Genomic DNA, 14,881 nt, shown 5'->3' with positions numbered 1-14,881 from the left:
TCAGCGCTCCGGCTGCATGGCAGCTTTTAAACCCTTGATCTTGCTCGAGAGGATCTGAAGATCGGACTGGTAATGCACGGCGTTCTCGGCAAAGTTGACCCGCTCCATGTCCATATCGACGGTATTGCCGTCAAGACTTGGCTGAGCCGGAATCCGGTAAGCCAGCGTCTGATTACTCATGGCACCCGCCCCCTGTCCAGGGATATGCGCGGAGGAGGTTCTTGCCATCGCAAGGCCACCACCACCAGCGGGGCTACTCTCGGTTACCGCCTTTTCAAGTGCCTTGCTGAAATCGAAATCGCGCGCCTGAAATCCGGGGGTGTCGGCATTGGCGATATTGGCCGATAACACTTCCTGACGCTGAGCCCGAAGGTTAAGCGCCTGTTGAAAGTAGTTGAGCGAATCATTAAGTTTGTCGAGCATCACGACGTACCCATTGAGTCATTCGAAAGTTTGATTTCCAGGATGCAGAATATCTCAGCCTTTTAAATAGCCATCGGATGAACAGGCCATTAATAGCGCTTTATTTCACCATTTGTAACCAATGGTAATTTTTATAGGATGGCGTAACTTTTCGATACGCACGTCTACCGAGGGCCAGCCATGAAGATTGCGGGCATGCGCCAGGTCAAAATAACGACAGAATGGGTACGCCTCTCCGTAGCAGCCCTTGTATGGCTATGCCTGTCTGTGGTGAATACGGCTCAGGCAGGTTCATCGACATCACCGGATACAGTGCTTGAAGAGCAGTTGAAGGCATTTGTGCTGGAACAGGGGGCCCTGCAGGGTACCGAACAGGCAAATGTAACGGTTCACATGCCTCATGGCGCGCTGGGTCCCTGCCCTGTAGCGGCACCATTCATGCCGACAGCCGGACGCCCATGGGGGCGAATCACGGTGGGTGTAAAGTGCCCAGGCTCGCCACCCGAAACCCGCTACTTCCAGGCCGATGTAAGCGTACAGGGCACGTATTATGTGGCCCGGAGCCCCTTGAATGCGGGACACCGTATTACTTCAGGGGATCTTGTGGCAGTCAGCGGCGACCTCACCACGTTGTCCAACCGGCTGGCTACCTCGGCAGACACTTTGACAGGGCAGATCACTACACGGCGCATTGGCCAGAATACGCCCATCCTGACCTCCATGGTGAAATCACCTCAGGTGATCAAGCGAGGACATGACGTACGCGTCATTGCCAGGGGCCAGGGGTTTCATTTAACCAGCGCAGGCATTGCATTGAATGGTGCCGCACGTGGTGAATCCGTTCGCATCAAGACATCGCGCGGCACCATCCTGAGAGGCATCGCTTCCGGTCCTGATCAGGTTCAGGTGAATTTCTAGCTGGTACTTTACTCATTCGCTGGTTGCATGAGGGCTGTTAATCGTAACACTTTGATACGAAAATACACCTCAACCCAATAAAGTCGGCCCTGTCTACGTCGATAATGCCTACATCAAAGACATACTGACTCACGACATTATCTCCAAAGGGCTATTTACGATGAAAATCAATTCAAACGTTGTTCCTGCCAGCATCCCGTCCACAGAAGCACGTGGCGTTGCCAAAAAGGAAAGCGAACAGACTCAGGCTGTCAGCCAGCCGGCCTCAGCCAGGTTCACGCCGTCCAACGCGGCTGATACATCGCAGGACATCAATACGGCACGTGTTGATGAAATCAAGCAGGCCATTCGTGAAGGGCGTTTTGAAGTTGATGCCGGCAAGATTGCGGATGGCCTTATCGCCAGTGCTCAGGAACTTGTCTCGGAAAAATAAACCATGACCGCCACTGCATCGTCACACAGCCATCCTCTGCGCCAACCGCTGCTTGAGGCGCTTGTCGCAGAGTACAAGGCACTTAACCACTTCATCGTGCTTCTGCAACAGGAACAGCGAGTGCTGGATAATGTGGAGGCAACCGACATCGAGCAGTTTACGCGTCTGACCGAAGAAAAGACGGCGCAGGCTGAATTGCTTGAATCCCTGAGCCAGAAGCGCCTGACGATCGTGGACCAGGCCACAGGTGGCAAGCGTCATGCACAGGCAATGACCACCCTGATGAATAACAATGGTCTGGGGCGTCAGTGGAGTGATTTTAAACGCAAGGTAGTGCAGGCAAGTCAGCTCAATCAGTCCAACGGACTGAAGCTTGGCATACGTGCCGACTATAACCAGCGCGCGCTGCGCTTTCTGCATAACGCTGCGGGCATGTCGCTGTATGGTCGTAATGGGCAGACCCATGCACGAGGCGGATCAAACCTCTATGGCCAGGCCTGATCAGCCAGAACAAGGTCATCGTTCATGGTAATTGACGATGACCTGTATATTTTTGATATTCACATCCTTACGTAGCCGCCCTTTCCCCGGCATGGAAAAACGCAACTGCATGACTTCAGAAGCAGGCAATCCCCTGAAGGCTCGTGTCTGACCGCGCTCCTTCCCCAGATTAATGCAGCGCGTGCGTGATGTGCTGCACAGCTCAGCCTGCAAGGCCGGATGAGGTGATGCCTCGAATCGCCATCCTACGGATGTAATCATCCGATTTCCGGAGTCATCAGGCGCCATAAGCGGCTCGGAGTAGTAAAACCAGTGCTTCTGGGTCATGGTCAGTGAAGCACTGTCTGCAACCCATGCGCCCGAGGCGCCCGAGGCAGGCTGAACGAAAACCAGCGAAAGCACGACGGCGCTGAAGCATCCCGAAAGACGACGCATCAGAAACTTATCGGGCCGCATCGATCAGCATGCCTCTGCCAGCGCACACTGCCCCAGCGCATCCACCATCGCACACAGCTTAAGCGTTGCCTTCAACATGCCCTGAGCACTGGCTTGCCGGCCAGATCGAGTAATCTTCAATACCTGGTCGCGCATGATACGCCCCTCATCACTGCCATCGTTCTTGAGTCGCCAGGCCACCAGTGAGGCCTGAGCCGCTGCAAATGAACGAATCAGCGAGTCGGAAGCAAAGGTTTCCTGCCCCAGCTCGTTTTCCGCCTTTCGCATCAGCGGCGCCTGCGCTTCAACCGCCAGCACACGCTGAATCCACAAGGCCAGATCCTGGCTGTACTCGGCCGATGACAGAACGCCCTGATCAAGACCATATCGACTTGTCAGCAGCTCTCGCGTTACCGGGTCGACAATACGTGCAATGATCAGATGAACCCGCTGCGCGGGGCCGGCACCGTCAACCGAAGCGTCCAGCCAGCCCAGCTCAAGCTCGGTTTCCTGATCCTTGTACTTGAACTGCCCTGCCCGCTCGAAGGTCATTTCATCACTCAGCTGCTGCATCGTCATGCGCTCACCACGATGCTCGATTTTCATATTGCCTCGCACCAGTGCGCGCCAGCCTACACCGAACTGCTCCAGTGCCTGCCGGGTAGTCGCATCCGGCAGCTGAGAAAAGTGATGGCGAATGCGCGCCTCCGGCAACTGATCACCCAGCCATATCGAGCGGCCGGCCATCGAGACCGGCAATCCCTTGCGCGGCAGGAAGGTCACGCAGGGCAATTCATTCGCCTCGGCAAAAATGAACGCCGGCCGGGTTACGTTATTGCTCTTGCGCTGCCAGAACACGTCCAGCCTCCCGCTGGCGGCGGGCGACTGCGTCAACTCCTGAAGCTGGACAGCAGGTTCGGTCAGCGCCTGAGCATCACGCTCATTGCGCCACAGGGTTTCAAGTGTTCGGAAACCGCCGACCTGATCTCGCAGATAATGAACACAGGCGTTGAGGCGCTTTCCTTCACGCAGTAACTGACCGGCCCACTGCGCAGGCACGGATACAGGCGTTCCCCCACCATAAGCCAGTGAGGCTTCAGGCAGACTGAACGCAGTTTCTTCGCGGGGAGCAAACACGTATTGCACCAGCGCGTCAGAGCGATACCAGCTCAAATGCTCGGTAATGTTCTGGCCGTTGGTCAGGCACAGGATGTTGAGATGGCGCCGTGCGGCAACATCCACGGCACTACTGATATGCAGGGCCTCGTCCGTCTTTGAAAGGATGCAGTCCGCAACCCGCCCGCCCGGCAACGCCGACAGCGCCTCATGGTAGACACGGGCAACATCGTCCAGCGTATCGCCATGACGGGTGCTGTCGAGTACAAGAATGGGCCTGAGCCTCGGATTCTGAAGTGGCAGCATGGCAAGCTGCTCGCTCACTCGCTGATCCCGCTGCCCGACACCGACGGTATCAATCAGGATAAGTCGCTTGTGAGACAGGCTTTCCACCAGTGCAGCCAGCTCTTCCTGCGACCTCGCTGCATGTGCCTCAACACCGAACAGACGACCATAGGTCAGTAGCTGCTCCCGTCCACCGACCCGGTGAGTGTCGGTTGTTATCAAGGCAATACTGTCCTTGCTGCCCCGTAATGAAAAACGAGCCGTCAGCTTGGCCACGGTGGTCGTCTTGCCTACCCCGGTCGGCCCTACCAATGCGAAGATCCCCCCGCGAGTCAGCCATTCATCATGCGGGTTGACTGACAATACATCCGTCAGGCCTGCCTTCATGCGCTCATCGCAACTCAGGTGTGCCTTGTCGACAGTCTGTGTCCATAACGTTCGGCACAGCGCCTCACTCAGTCCGTGTCCAAGTCCTGAGCGTACAAAGGCGTCCTCGGGGCTGACCATGGTTTGACGCTTTCCAGCCATCCCTTTATCCGTCAGCACGGCTTTCATGGACTGCATTTCACTGAGCAGCGATGCCATCATCTTTTGAGCATCCCCCTCCACTGCCACCATAGATGAGTCAGGCTGCGCCATTACATCAGAGGGAGTATCACCCGTGGTTACCGCCGGTGGTGTTGACGCCGTCTCTTCATAATCAAGCAGCGCAATGACCTCCACGCCGCCATCAATGTTGCGACTGGAAAGTATCATGGCTTCATTTCCCAGCTCGGCCCGAAGGCGACGCATGGCTTCACGGTGAGTCGGCGCAAAAAACTGTCGGGTATTCATGAACGACCTCCAATCATGATCTCGATACGCACGGTGCGATCATCAGGAATTTCAGCCTGTGACAACACGACAAGCTGCCGGATCTGACGGCGTAGAAAGCGGGACATCAGGGTACGCAGGTGATGCTGGACAACCATCACGGCAGGAAGGCCCTGAGCTTCCATCCGGGCCGTCGCTTCAGCCACCTGTTGCATCAGCGTATCGGCCAGGCCTGGTTCAAGCCCGCCACCATTGTTCATGGCCTGCCCCATCATCTGCTCAAGCTGGCCATCAAGCCCCATGACACGAATGGGGTCTTCATTGGCAAAATAATGCTGTGTAATCGAGCGGCCAAGCGCAACGCGGATGGCGGCCACCAGCTCAGAAGGATCCTTGGTATTGACGGTGTGCTCGGCCAGCGTATCCAGAATCGTGCGCATGTCCCGAATGGATACACCCTCATCCAGCAGATTTTGCAATATCCGCTGCAACACACTGAGGCTGAGCGATTTCGGTACGACATCTTCAACCAGCGAGGCATCTTCCTTGCTGAGGCGGTCCAGCAGCTTCTGGACCTCCTGACGGCCCAGCATTTCACTGGCATGCTCACTCATCAGATGATTGAGGTGGGTAGCCACCACCGTGCTGGCATCCACCACGGTATAGCCGAGCATCTGCGCCTGATCGCGCTGACTGTCATTGATCCAGGTCGCCGGCAGCCCAAAGGCCGGATCAGTGGTCTTGCGACCTTCCAGCTTGCCGCTGGCCTCACCGGGGTCAATGGCAAGCCACTGGCCCGGCCAGGACTCTCCTCGTCCTATTTCGACCCCTTTCATGGTAATTCGATAAGCCTGAGGCTGAAACTTGAGGTTATCCCGGATATGCACCACCGGCGGCAGAAAGCCGATCTCCTGAGCATACTTCTTGCGAACACTCTTGATGCGTTTCAGCAGCTCACCGCTTTGCTGGGCATCGACCAGTGAGATCAGACGGTGCCCTACTTCAAGACCGAGCGGATCCACCATCTGCACATCGTCCCAGCTTGCTTCACCCGCCTCAGGATCAGATGCGGCAGCCGCCTGTGTCTTGCGCTGGGCAGCAGCCTCCTGAACGATGGCCGCCGAATTCTGTTTGGTCAGATACCAGCCAATCCCACCCAGCACGGCGGTAAACATCAGAAAGACAAAATTGGGCATGCCCGGCACCAGCCCGAGAAGCCCCATCACTGCTGCACTGAGAAACATGACTCGTGGATTGGTAAAAAGCTGACCGATCAGCTGTTGTCCGACATCCTGCTCGGTATTGACGCGCGAAACGGTCACACCCGCAGCGGTTGAAATGACCAGTGCGGGAATCTGGGCTACCAGGCCATCACCAATGGTCAGTAGCGTGTAGGTACGCGCTGCCGTGCCCATGTCCAGACCATGCTGCGCCACCCCTACGATCAGCCCGCCAATGATGTTGATTACCATGATCAGGATGCCGGCTACGGCGTCTCCCCGAACAAACTTGCTCGCACCATCCATGGAACCGAAGAAATCTGCTTCCTGGGAAATTTCCGAGCGACGCTGCTTGGCCGTCGATTCGTCAATCAGACCTGCATTAAGGTCAGCATCGATGGCCATCTGCTTACCGGGCATCGCATCGAGGGTAAAACGAGCACCTACTTCCGCAATACGCCCGGCCCCCTTGGTAATAACCATGAAGTTGATGACTACCAGGATAATGAATACCACCAGGCCTACGGCAAAGTTGCCACCAATCAGGAATTCGCCGAAGGCCTGGATGACGGCACCGGCAGCATCTCCTCCCTCATGCCCGTTCATCAGTACGACACGGGTCGATGCCACGTTCAACGACAGGCGTAACAGCGTTGAAAACAGCAGAACGGCGGGAAAGGCAGCAAATTCGAGCGGCTTGGTCGTGAACATGCTGACCAGCAGCACCATGATGGCCAGCGCAATATTAAAGGTAAAAAGCACATCAAGAATGAACGGCGGCAGCGGAAGGATCATCATCGACAGAATCATGATGATCAGAATCGGCCCCGCCAAAAACTTCAACTGGCTGGAATTCTGCAGGCCGGCGCGGCCCAGAAGCGAGGTCAGGGAATTCATGGTGCGTCATCACCTTTGGTAATCGAAGGAATATCCATATCAACTGGCACCGGCAGATTGGTGGGTTGGCCGGGGCGGTCGCCTCCTTCGGATTTGTAACGTTTCAACTGATAAACCCAGGCCAGCACCTCGGCTACGGCAGCATAAAGCTGCCCCGGGATTTCACGATCAAGGTCCACGTGATAGTGCAATGCACGTGCCAGCGGTGGTGCCTCAAGGACAGGCACCCGGTTCTCACGACCAAGCTCCTTGATCTTCTCTGCAATGTGATCGGTTCCCTTTGCAACAACCGTGGGGGCGCCCATGTCGTCGCTGTAGGCTAGAGCCACCGCATAATGGGTCGGGTTGGTCACGATGACGTCAGCCGTAGGCACCTTGCTCATCATCCGGTTACGCGCCATGGCCTGCTGCTGCTGGCGTATACGCGCCTTGATCTGCGGGTCACCTTCGGATTCCTTGTGCTCTTTTTTGATGTCATCCAGGCTCATGCGCAGTTTCTTGTTGTGAGACCAGATCTGGTAAGGCACATCAATGCCCACGACAATCAAAAACCCCATGACGATCAGGGTGCAGCACAACAGAATCAACTTCATTGAATGGGCAATGCCACTGAAGCCGCTTTCATTGGCGAGCCCGAGAAGCTGCCCAAGAAAGAAATAAATGAAGCCGGATGTAATCGCACCAACCAGTACTGCCTTGGCGATCCCCTTGGCGAGCTCTGCAAGTGCCTGGGTCGAGAACACCCGCTTGAGCCCCTTGATGGGATCGAGCTTCTTGAGGTCAGGCGTCAGGGATTTGGTCGAAAAAAGCCATCCGCCCAGCATGGCGGGTGCGATCAGAGCAGTAATGGTCAACACCAGCATCATGGGAGCAATGCCCAGCGCTGCTGCTTCGAGCAGATTGACCATATGAATGAACAAGCGAGACGTATCAAAGGCTTCTTCACGACCAAACCGGAAGCCCTGGCCCATGACCGAGGTCATCTGCTCACCAAACCAGCCGGCCATGATCCAGAAGGTACCCACACCAATGAGCAGCATCATGAAGGTCGAGAGTTCACGCGAGCGTGCTACCTGACCATCCTCTCGTGCCTTCTCGAGTTTTCGTGGTGTGGGTTCTTCTGTCTTTTCCTGATCGCTGTCGTCAGCCATTCCCTGACCTCGGTTGGTGTTAACCGGTAGCCCTGCTGGAATGTATTGTGACGAGAGGGGGGAATAACGATTGATGAAATAACGCGCGAATCGCCAAGCTGTTTTGCAATTCGCGCGGGAGAAAGGGCATGACGGGTGGTTATGGCTAGAACCCCAGACTATCCAGCAGATCATCGACCTGAGATTGATCCGCCACGACATCGGCCTTGGTTGTATCGACCTGTGGTCCGTTGAGCAACGAGTTCCTGGTCTTTTCCTCGTTTTCGGCCGTCAGCTTGGCACGAGTATCCTCGGGGATATTATTCAGCAGTACCTGCACCAGCTGCTGTTCTATTTCACGGATCACATCGACCATTCGCTTGATGACCTGACCGGTCAGATCCTGAAAATCCTGTGCCATCATGATATCAAGCAGCTGCGCGTTGGTGGCCTTGGTCTGCTCGGGTACCCATCGAAGATAGGCCCGCGTGTCATTGACCAGCTCCTTGGCATCGTCCAGCTCGATGGGTGAATCAAACCAGCTTACCCACCGCGCATCGAGCTCAAGCGCTATTTCTTCGATCCTGTCCTGCAACGGCTGCGCGACATCGATGGCATTAAGCGAGCGCTCAGCAGCCTGTTCGGTCATCGTTGCAATGTAGTTGAGCCTGTCACGCGCATCGGGGATTGCCTGTGCGGCCTTCTCGACTTCACGATCGAGCCCCAGATCCCGCATGCTTTCATGCAGTACTCGCGTCAGTTTACCTATCTGCGAAATTACATCATCTTCGTGTGTGGCGGCCCGCTGAGTATCACCTGTCATCACCCATCCCCCCTTTCAGCGTTGATCAGTTACTTGCCCAGCTTCTCGAAGATCTTGTTCAACTTTTCTTCGAGCGTGGCAGCGGTGAAAGGTTTAACGACATAGCCATTGGCACCGGCCTGGGCTGCCGCAATGATATTTTCCTTCTTCGCCTCTGCAGTAACCATCAGCACGGGAAGATGAGACAGCGCACCATCAGCCCGGATGCACTTGAGCATTTCAAGCCCGTCAAGGTTGGGCATGTTCCAGTCGGATACAACAAATTCGAAACTACCGGCCTTGAGCTTTTCAAGCCCCTGTTGGCCATCTTCTGCTTCTTCAACATTGGTATAGCCAAGTTCCTTCAAAAGGTTGCGAACAATACGACGCATGGTCGGAAAGTCATCCACTACCAGAATCTTGATGTTTTTATTGCTCATGTCGTCATCCTGATTAATTACCGGTTAATTCAATATCAGCGCCTTAAACGCGCAGATTCTGCCGATTGGCCCCGTTCAGACAGGCCATCGCCCGTTCGCACATTGACGTAATAGGTACGATTTCATCGGCAGCCCCCAGAGCAATCGCTTCGCGCGGCATCCCGAAGACCACGCAGGTTGCTTCATCCTGGGCCAGGGTGTGTGCACCAGCCTGCTTCATTCTAAGAAGACCGGCAGCACCATCCTTTCCCATCCCCGTCAGGATGATACCAACGGCATTTTTGCCCGCATTTTTAGCAGCTGAATCAAATAAAACATCACAGGAAGGACGATGACGGTTTACAGGATCGCTGTATTCAAGCTCGACCACGTAGTTGGCACCACTTCTTGAAAGCTTCAGATGCGCATCACCGCCAGGAGCTATATAGGCATGGCCCGGCAGCACACGCTCGCCGTGCTCGGCCTCCTTGACCGTAATGGCACACAGGGAGTCCATTCGTTCAGCAAAGGAGCGCGTAAACCCTGCCGGCATGTGCTGGGTAATGACCACCGCAGGACTGTCGGACGGCAGTGGCATCAGGAATTCGCGTATGGCCTCGGTCCCCCCGGTTGAAGAACCCACAATAAAGAGCTTTTCACTGGACAGAAAAGGAGTACGCACCGACGGCCGTACAGGCGCCCCCTGTTTGCACTGCGGCACAAGACGTTTCAACTTGGCACGTGATGCTGCCCGTATCTTGTCGGAAATGGCCGCTGTATATTCAAGCATTCCATCACGAATCCCCAGCTGCGGCTTCGTGACAAAGTCCACTGCCCCCAGCTCCAGCGCCCGCATGGTCACCTCGGAGCCGCGTGCGGTCAGCGAGGACACCATCACCACCGGCATGGGGCGAAGCCGCATCAGCTTCTCGAGAAAATCCAGTCCATCCATGCGGGGCATTTCAACATCAAGCGTCAAGACATCCGGGTTATGTTTTTTTATCAGCTCACGGGCAACGATCGGATCAGGCGCAGCTGCCACCATCTCCATGTCCGGCTGACTATTGATGATTTCGGTGATCAAACTGCGTATCAACGCCGAATCGTCCACACACAGAACCTTGATTTTAGTGTTCAAGACCGTACCCCTTTTGCTCTGTTGCTTCTGATTTGACTCAAGCTGTCAAAAAGCTCGATGGCTGGTGCCTTTTCCTTCCCGGATTTTGCCAGGTTCCTGGCCAGAGAACTCTCGCGACTCTGCAATTTGGAATCACTCGATTTCAGACGTCTCACCATGACCTGGCCACTGTGCGGAAGGTAATTGACACGTCGTGGAAACTTGTCCTTGAGGTCCTGAGCCAGCACGCGAATCCGTTCAAGCTCCAGATAACGAAGAATGAATTCAGAGTTTCGTTCACCGATCCGGGATACGCTCATGTCCGCCAGTACGGTTGCGCCACCAAATACCTTGGCTTCCAGTCGCTCGCGTTTGGCCCCTGCCATCAGCAGGGCATTAATCAAAACTTCCATGGCATATGCGCCGTATCGCATGGAGGCAGAGCCGGTCTGCACCGAGGGGCCACTTTCATCAGGCAGCATGAAGTGGTTCATGCCCCCCACCCCGACTACCGGATCACGGATACAGGCTGCAATACAGGATCCAAGTACCGTGGTCAGCAACATATCCTCGTTACTGACGTAATACTCGTTGGGCAACAGCTTGATTGCCTTGACGTTGAATTCACGATCAAAATAGTGATGCGTCGCCAGACACTCTATATCCGATGCCTGGCTGCTGCGTTCGCGACTGGATTGCGTCATGCCGATGCCCTGCCCTGTTGAGCCAGTTCGTAAACGGTATGCCCTCGCAGCTTGAACACCTTGGTGATATAGCTGAAGTTTTCCGAATGGCCGGCAAACAGCAGTCCATCCGGTTTCAAGTACGTTGCAAAGCGTTCAAGAATCCTGGCTTGCGTTGGCTTGTCGAAATAAATCATGACATTACGACAGAAAATCACATCGAAAGGCCCTTCAATATCCCAGCGCGGCGCCAGAAGATTGAGCTGCTCAAACGTAATCATGCTGCGAAGATTATCCTGCGCCCGCACCATCCCGGCTCGAGCGCCCTTGCCTTTCTGGAAAAAACGCTTGAGCTGTTCATCAGATATCTTGCTGACCTGGTTGTCGGCATAAACGCCGGCTCGAGCCTTTGCCAGAGCACTGGTATCGATATCCGTAGCCAGCAGGCTGGCCGCATTGCCGCTGCCCATGGCCTCTCTCAGCGTCATCGCAATGGAGTAAGGCTCTTCACCGGTCGAGGCTGCGCTGCACCAGACCTTGAATTTGCCGCCGTTGGCTTTTCGTGCATGCTCGGCCAGCAACGGAAAGTGATGCGACTCTCGAAAAAAGGAGGTCAGGTTGGTGGTAAGCGCATTGGTAAAGTGCTCCCACTCATCGTTGTTTTCATCGGCTTCGAGCATCGCCAGATAATCGACAAACCGCTGCATGCCATAGGACCGCAACCGTTTGGCGAGACGGCTGTACACCATTTCTCGCTTGTGCTCGGCCAGCGCAATGCCGGCGCGTGCGTAGATAAGCTTTCTGACGCGCTCGAAATCGGCGTCAGTCAACACCAGATCCCTGCTTTCCTTGATTGCTTGCACGATAGCCTCACCCCTATTCGATGCCATACCTTGAATCAAAAAGTGATCCAGGCGTGATCACGGACTTGTTTTAGTGCGATACGGTAGCTTCTCCGTATTTCGCAACGGGCACTTTCGACGTTCCGGCATTAGATGAACGGGAATTGCCCTTTTGTGAGGTAGTTATCGGCGTAGATTGAAAACCTTTGATATGGAAAATGGACATGGCGTAATTAAGTTCGTCGACCTGGCCTGTCATCGACACGGAGGACGCCAGTGTTTCTTCGGCCATGGCCGCATTCTGCTGCGTGGTATGGTCAAGCGAAACCACGGCCTGACGGATCTGGTCTATGCCATCACGCTGCTCTTTGGAGGCATCGGAAATTTCATGAATCAGTTGCGTCACCTGCCGAATGGAGGACGTAATGCCTTCCATGGTGTGACCGGCCTTCTTCACCAGCGCCGTACCGGTTTTAACGCGATCATCAGAGGTTTCTATCAGCGCCTTGATATCCTGAGCGGCACTGGCACTACGGCTGGCGAGATTACGCACCTCGCCGGCCACCACAGCAAACCCGCGCCCCTGCTCACCGGCCCGTGCGGCCTCCACCGAGGCGTTGAGTGCCAGCAGATTGGTTTGAAAGGCAATGGAGTCGATGATCCCGATGATATCGGCGATCCTCTGGGAGCTCTCGTTGATGTCCTCCATGGTTCGCACCACGTCACCGACTTCGCTTGCTCCCTGGTCCACCAGCACACTGGACGTCTCGGCAAGCTTGCTGGCATGGTCGGCATTTTCGGTATTCTGCTGAACGGTCGCCATCATCTCCTCCATACCGGAAGATGTCTCTTCAAGTGAAGCCGCCTGCTGTTCGGTACGCGCAGAAAAGTCATGATTGGCTTCGGAAATTTCACGCGCTACCGGGGCAATGACGTCACTGCTGTGATGCACATCATGAAGAATACCTACCAGCCCCTTGCGCATGCGGCCGAGCGCCTGCTTGAGCTGACTGAGTTCATCACGCCCTGTCGCATCCATATCGACTGTCAGGTTGCCCAGTCCAATCTGCTCTGTCAGGGCAAGCGCTTCATTGAGCGGTGTAAGCAGCCAGCGCCGCAACCACCAGACAGCCCCAATGATGACCATGCCGCTGATCACGATGGAGAACCCGATCAGCCAGATCGCCTGCTGGAAGTGCTCACGCGCGAGTTGATTCAGTTGCGACGCGGCTTCTACCTGACGTCCTATCAATTCGTTGACGCTTTTGTGGAAGGGTATGTCGAAGCGGTTCAATGCGTCGTTTTTAGTCAGCTCATACGCCTCGACTATGTCATTATCTCGAAAGGCTGCAGCCAGCGGCACAAGCCCCTGCGCCATTAATGCCTCAAGCGATTGCGTCACCTGTGACACTTTTTCACCATCATGGTCTGCCTTGAACCGCTCCCATGCCTGCTGAATGGCAGCGTTTTTTTCTTCCGCCCTGTCAGCCACCCTTTCAGGATCTGCGCTCCCCAGTGCCTTGGCGGCAGACGAAAGTTCAAGCATTTGACTGGATACCATCTGATCCAGCTGCTGAAGTTCAGCAATCCCGGATGCCCCTTCGTCATACAGCATCTGATTGGAATGGTTCAGCTCTGAAATACTCTGATAGCCAATCAGACCGACACTGGTGGTCGCGAGCAGTGACACGGCGACAACCTGCCCCAGCCGCATGGCAATGGATGGCCTTGTAAAGCGCTGGATGATCCGTGACATCCCACGTCTGCGTATTTCACCATCCTTCAGATAGATGCCACGCACCTTGCCCTGTTTGAGAGCAGCGTAGGTGCTGATCGCAAGGGCCTTGTCACTGTCGCTGATCCTGACACGCACCGAGGCATAGCCTGCCAGGCGCCCTTCGATCAGGATCGGCGAGACAGTGGCATTGACCCAGTAATAGCGGCCATCCTTGCGCCTGTTCTTGACAAAACCTCGCCAGGTACGTCCCTCCTTGAGGGTGCTCCATAGATTGGCGAAGGCCGCCTTTGGCATGTCAGGGTGCCGAACCAGATTATGTGGCGCTCCCAGCAACTCTTCCTTGGTAAACCCACTGACGCGTATGAACGCAGGGTTGGCAAAGGTAATATTGCCCTGCGCATCCGTCTTGGAAATCAGATAGTCATCGGATTCCAGAGTATATTCCTGCCCCGCCGCAGCTCGATCATCATCCATTTTAATTACTCATACATGTTTGATTGAATTATTTTTTTTATATATAAAGACTGCACTGTTTAACGACGAAGCTGCGATTTTCTTGATATAAAAAAAGGCCGCACATGGCGGCCTCTAAAAGCACGTAACGGGTCCAGATTCAGGCGGCGACTTCATCCATCAACGCCATCTCCGAACTACTCATCATTTTTTCGATATCCATCAGGATCAGCATGCGCTCTTCAATGCTGCCCAGCCCCATGATGTACTCGGAAGACAGTGCCGTGCCGAAATCCGGGGCATCCCTGATCTGTTCAGGAGACAATGTAAGTACATCCGACACGCCATCAACGACCACACCCACGACGCGGTCGGCGATATTCAATACGATGACAACCGTTTGCTGGTTGTACAGCACCTCTCCTACCGAAAACTTGATGCGCAAGTCCAGTATGGGAACAATAACGCCACGCAGGTTGGTAACGCCCTTGATGAACTCAGGTGCGTTGGCGATCCGGGTAACACCGTCGTACCCGCGAATTTCCTGCACTTTAAGGATGTCTATCCCGTACTCCTCATCACCGATGCGAAATACCAGAAACTCGTTGCCCTTTACTTCATGATGTTGATCAGACATGATTTTTTCCATGAGCCTT

The 14,881-nt window shown here is 55.0% G+C and carries 15 protein-coding genes; 3 read left to right on the top strand and 12 right to left on the bottom strand.

Translation table 11 applies throughout. The annotated features are described in order from the left end of the window. Complete coding sequence (flgB, locus tag NAT21_RS05925; RefSeq protein ID WP_250936440.1) at positions 1-423, bottom strand: flagellar basal body rod protein FlgB; 423 nt, start codon at positions 421-423, stop codon at positions 1-3. Positions 424-618: 195 nt separating this feature from the next. Between flgB and flgA the strand changes: the two genes are divergently transcribed. From flgA to NAT21_RS05910, 3 genes are all read left to right on the top strand, one after another. After that, the gene (flgA, locus tag NAT21_RS05920) at positions 619-1,341 is read left to right on the top strand and encodes a flagellar basal body P-ring formation chaperone FlgA (protein WP_250936439.1); all 723 of its coding nucleotides are present in this window, start codon (positions 619-621) and stop codon (positions 1,339-1,341) included. 160 nt (positions 1,342-1,501) lie between these two features. Further along, the gene (gene flgM / locus NAT21_RS05915) at positions 1,502-1,774 is read left to right on the top strand and encodes a flagellar biosynthesis anti-sigma factor FlgM (protein WP_250936438.1); all 273 of its coding nucleotides are present in this window, start codon (positions 1,502-1,504) and stop codon (positions 1,772-1,774) included. A gap of 3 nt (positions 1,775-1,777) precedes the next feature. Continuing rightward, on the top strand, positions 1,778-2,275 hold the full coding sequence (locus NAT21_RS05910) for a flagella synthesis protein FlgN (protein ID WP_250936437.1): 498 nt from the start codon (positions 1,778-1,780) through the stop codon (positions 2,273-2,275). Between the two features lie 15 nt (positions 2,276-2,290). On the opposite strand, the gene NAT21_RS05905 is transcribed toward NAT21_RS05910, so the two are convergent. The 11 genes from NAT21_RS05905 to NAT21_RS05855 form a co-directional block, all read right to left on the bottom strand. After that, the gene (locus NAT21_RS05905; protein WP_250936436.1) at positions 2,291-2,731 is read right to left on the bottom strand and encodes a flagellar protein FlhE; all 441 of its coding nucleotides are present in this window, start codon (positions 2,729-2,731) and stop codon (positions 2,291-2,293) included. A 3-nt stretch (positions 2,732-2,734) separates the two neighbouring features. Beyond that, positions 2,735-4,945, bottom strand: coding sequence for a flagellar biosynthesis GTPase FlhF (gene flhF / locus NAT21_RS05900; protein ID WP_250936435.1), 2,211 nt, complete (start codon positions 4,943-4,945; stop codon positions 2,735-2,737). After that, positions 4,942-7,041 (bottom strand): flagellar biosynthesis protein FlhA, encoded by a 2,100-nt coding sequence (gene flhA / locus NAT21_RS05895; protein WP_250936434.1) that lies wholly within the window; start codon positions 7,039-7,041, stop codon positions 4,942-4,944. The genes flhF and flhA overlap by 4 nt, the downstream gene beginning before the upstream one ends. Next, a complete protein-coding gene (flhB, locus tag NAT21_RS05890; RefSeq protein WP_250936433.1) occupies positions 7,038-8,192 on the bottom strand; it encodes a flagellar biosynthesis protein FlhB in 1,155 nt (384 codons plus the stop codon). Before flhB ends, flhA begins: the two co-directional genes overlap by 4 nt. Before the next feature lie 145 nt (positions 8,193-8,337). Beyond that, positions 8,338-8,994 (bottom strand): protein phosphatase CheZ, encoded by a 657-nt coding sequence (gene cheZ, locus NAT21_RS05885; protein WP_250936432.1) that lies wholly within the window; start codon positions 8,992-8,994, stop codon positions 8,338-8,340. A 29-nt stretch (positions 8,995-9,023) separates the two neighbouring features. Further along, on the bottom strand, positions 9,024-9,413 hold the full coding sequence (gene cheY / locus NAT21_RS05880; RefSeq protein ID WP_250936431.1) for a chemotaxis response regulator CheY: 390 nt from the start codon (positions 9,411-9,413) through the stop codon (positions 9,024-9,026). Positions 9,414-9,456: 43 nt separating this feature from the next. Beyond that, positions 9,457-10,530, bottom strand: a complete 1,074-nt coding sequence (locus tag NAT21_RS05875) for a protein-glutamate methylesterase/protein-glutamine glutaminase (protein ID WP_250936430.1) — start codon at positions 10,528-10,530, stop codon at positions 9,457-9,459. Beyond that, positions 10,527-11,213 (bottom strand): chemoreceptor glutamine deamidase CheD, encoded by a 687-nt coding sequence (gene cheD / locus NAT21_RS05870; RefSeq protein WP_250936429.1) that lies wholly within the window; start codon positions 11,211-11,213, stop codon positions 10,527-10,529. Before cheD ends, NAT21_RS05875 begins: the two co-directional genes overlap by 4 nt. Beyond that, on the bottom strand, positions 11,210-12,055 hold the full coding sequence (locus NAT21_RS05865) for a CheR family methyltransferase (protein ID WP_250936428.1): 846 nt from the start codon (positions 12,053-12,055) through the stop codon (positions 11,210-11,212). The genes cheD and NAT21_RS05865 overlap by 4 nt, the downstream gene beginning before the upstream one ends. A 70-nt stretch (positions 12,056-12,125) precedes the next feature. After that, positions 12,126-14,246, bottom strand: coding sequence for a methyl-accepting chemotaxis protein (locus NAT21_RS05860; RefSeq protein ID WP_250936427.1), 2,121 nt, complete (start codon positions 14,244-14,246; stop codon positions 12,126-12,128). A 139-nt stretch (positions 14,247-14,385) separates the two neighbouring features. Continuing rightward, positions 14,386-14,862, bottom strand: a complete 477-nt coding sequence (locus NAT21_RS05855) for a chemotaxis protein CheW (protein ID WP_250936426.1) — start codon at positions 14,860-14,862, stop codon at positions 14,386-14,388. Between the last annotated feature and the right edge of the window lie 19 nt (positions 14,863-14,881).

The sequence above is a fragment of the Larsenimonas rhizosphaerae genome (genome assembly GCF_023700005.1).
GTDB lineage: Bacteria > Pseudomonadota > Gammaproteobacteria > Pseudomonadales > Halomonadaceae > Larsenimonas > Larsenimonas rhizosphaerae.
The sequence above is the reverse complement of the archived record's forward strand: the minus strand, read 5'-3'. Positions and strand labels throughout refer to the sequence as shown.

What these genes read in the sequence shown, in the direction of transcription:
- flgB (WP_250936440.1), bottom strand. Translation starts at nt 423, where the DNA reads ATGCTCGACAAACTTAATGATTCGCTCAACTACTTTCAACAGGCGCTT.
- flgA (WP_250936439.1), top strand. Translation starts at nt 619, where the DNA reads ATGCGCCAGGTCAAAATAACGACAGAATGGGTACGCCTCTCCGTAGCA.
- flgM (WP_250936438.1), top strand. Translation starts at nt 1,502, where the DNA reads ATGAAAATCAATTCAAACGTTGTTCCTGCCAGCATCCCGTCCACAGAA.
- NAT21_RS05910 (WP_250936437.1), top strand. Translation starts at nt 1,778, where the DNA reads ATGACCGCCACTGCATCGTCACACAGCCATCCTCTGCGCCAACCGCTG.
- NAT21_RS05905 (WP_250936436.1), bottom strand. Translation starts at nt 2,731, where the DNA reads ATGCGGCCCGATAAGTTTCTGATGCGTCGTCTTTCGGGATGCTTCAGC.
- flhF (WP_250936435.1), bottom strand. Translation starts at nt 4,945, where the DNA reads ATGAATACCCGACAGTTTTTTGCGCCGACTCACCGTGAAGCCATGCGT.
- flhA (WP_250936434.1), bottom strand. Translation starts at nt 7,041, where the DNA reads ATGAATTCCCTGACCTCGCTTCTGGGCCGCGCCGGCCTGCAGAATTCC.
- flhB (WP_250936433.1), bottom strand. Translation starts at nt 8,192, where the DNA reads ATGGCTGACGACAGCGATCAGGAAAAGACAGAAGAACCCACACCACGA.
- cheZ (WP_250936432.1), bottom strand. Translation starts at nt 8,994, where the DNA reads ATGACAGGTGATACTCAGCGGGCCGCCACACACGAAGATGATGTAATT.
- cheY (WP_250936431.1), bottom strand. Translation starts at nt 9,413, where the DNA reads ATGAGCAATAAAAACATCAAGATTCTGGTAGTGGATGACTTTCCGACC.
- cheD (WP_250936429.1), bottom strand. Translation starts at nt 11,213, where the DNA reads ATGACGCAATCCAGTCGCGAACGCAGCAGCCAGGCATCGGATATAGAG.
- NAT21_RS05860 (WP_250936427.1), bottom strand. Translation starts at nt 14,246, where the DNA reads ATGGATGATGATCGAGCTGCGGCGGGGCAGGAATATACTCTGGAATCC.
- NAT21_RS05855 (WP_250936426.1), bottom strand. Translation starts at nt 14,862, where the DNA reads ATGTCTGATCAACATCATGAAGTAAAGGGCAACGAGTTTCTGGTATTT.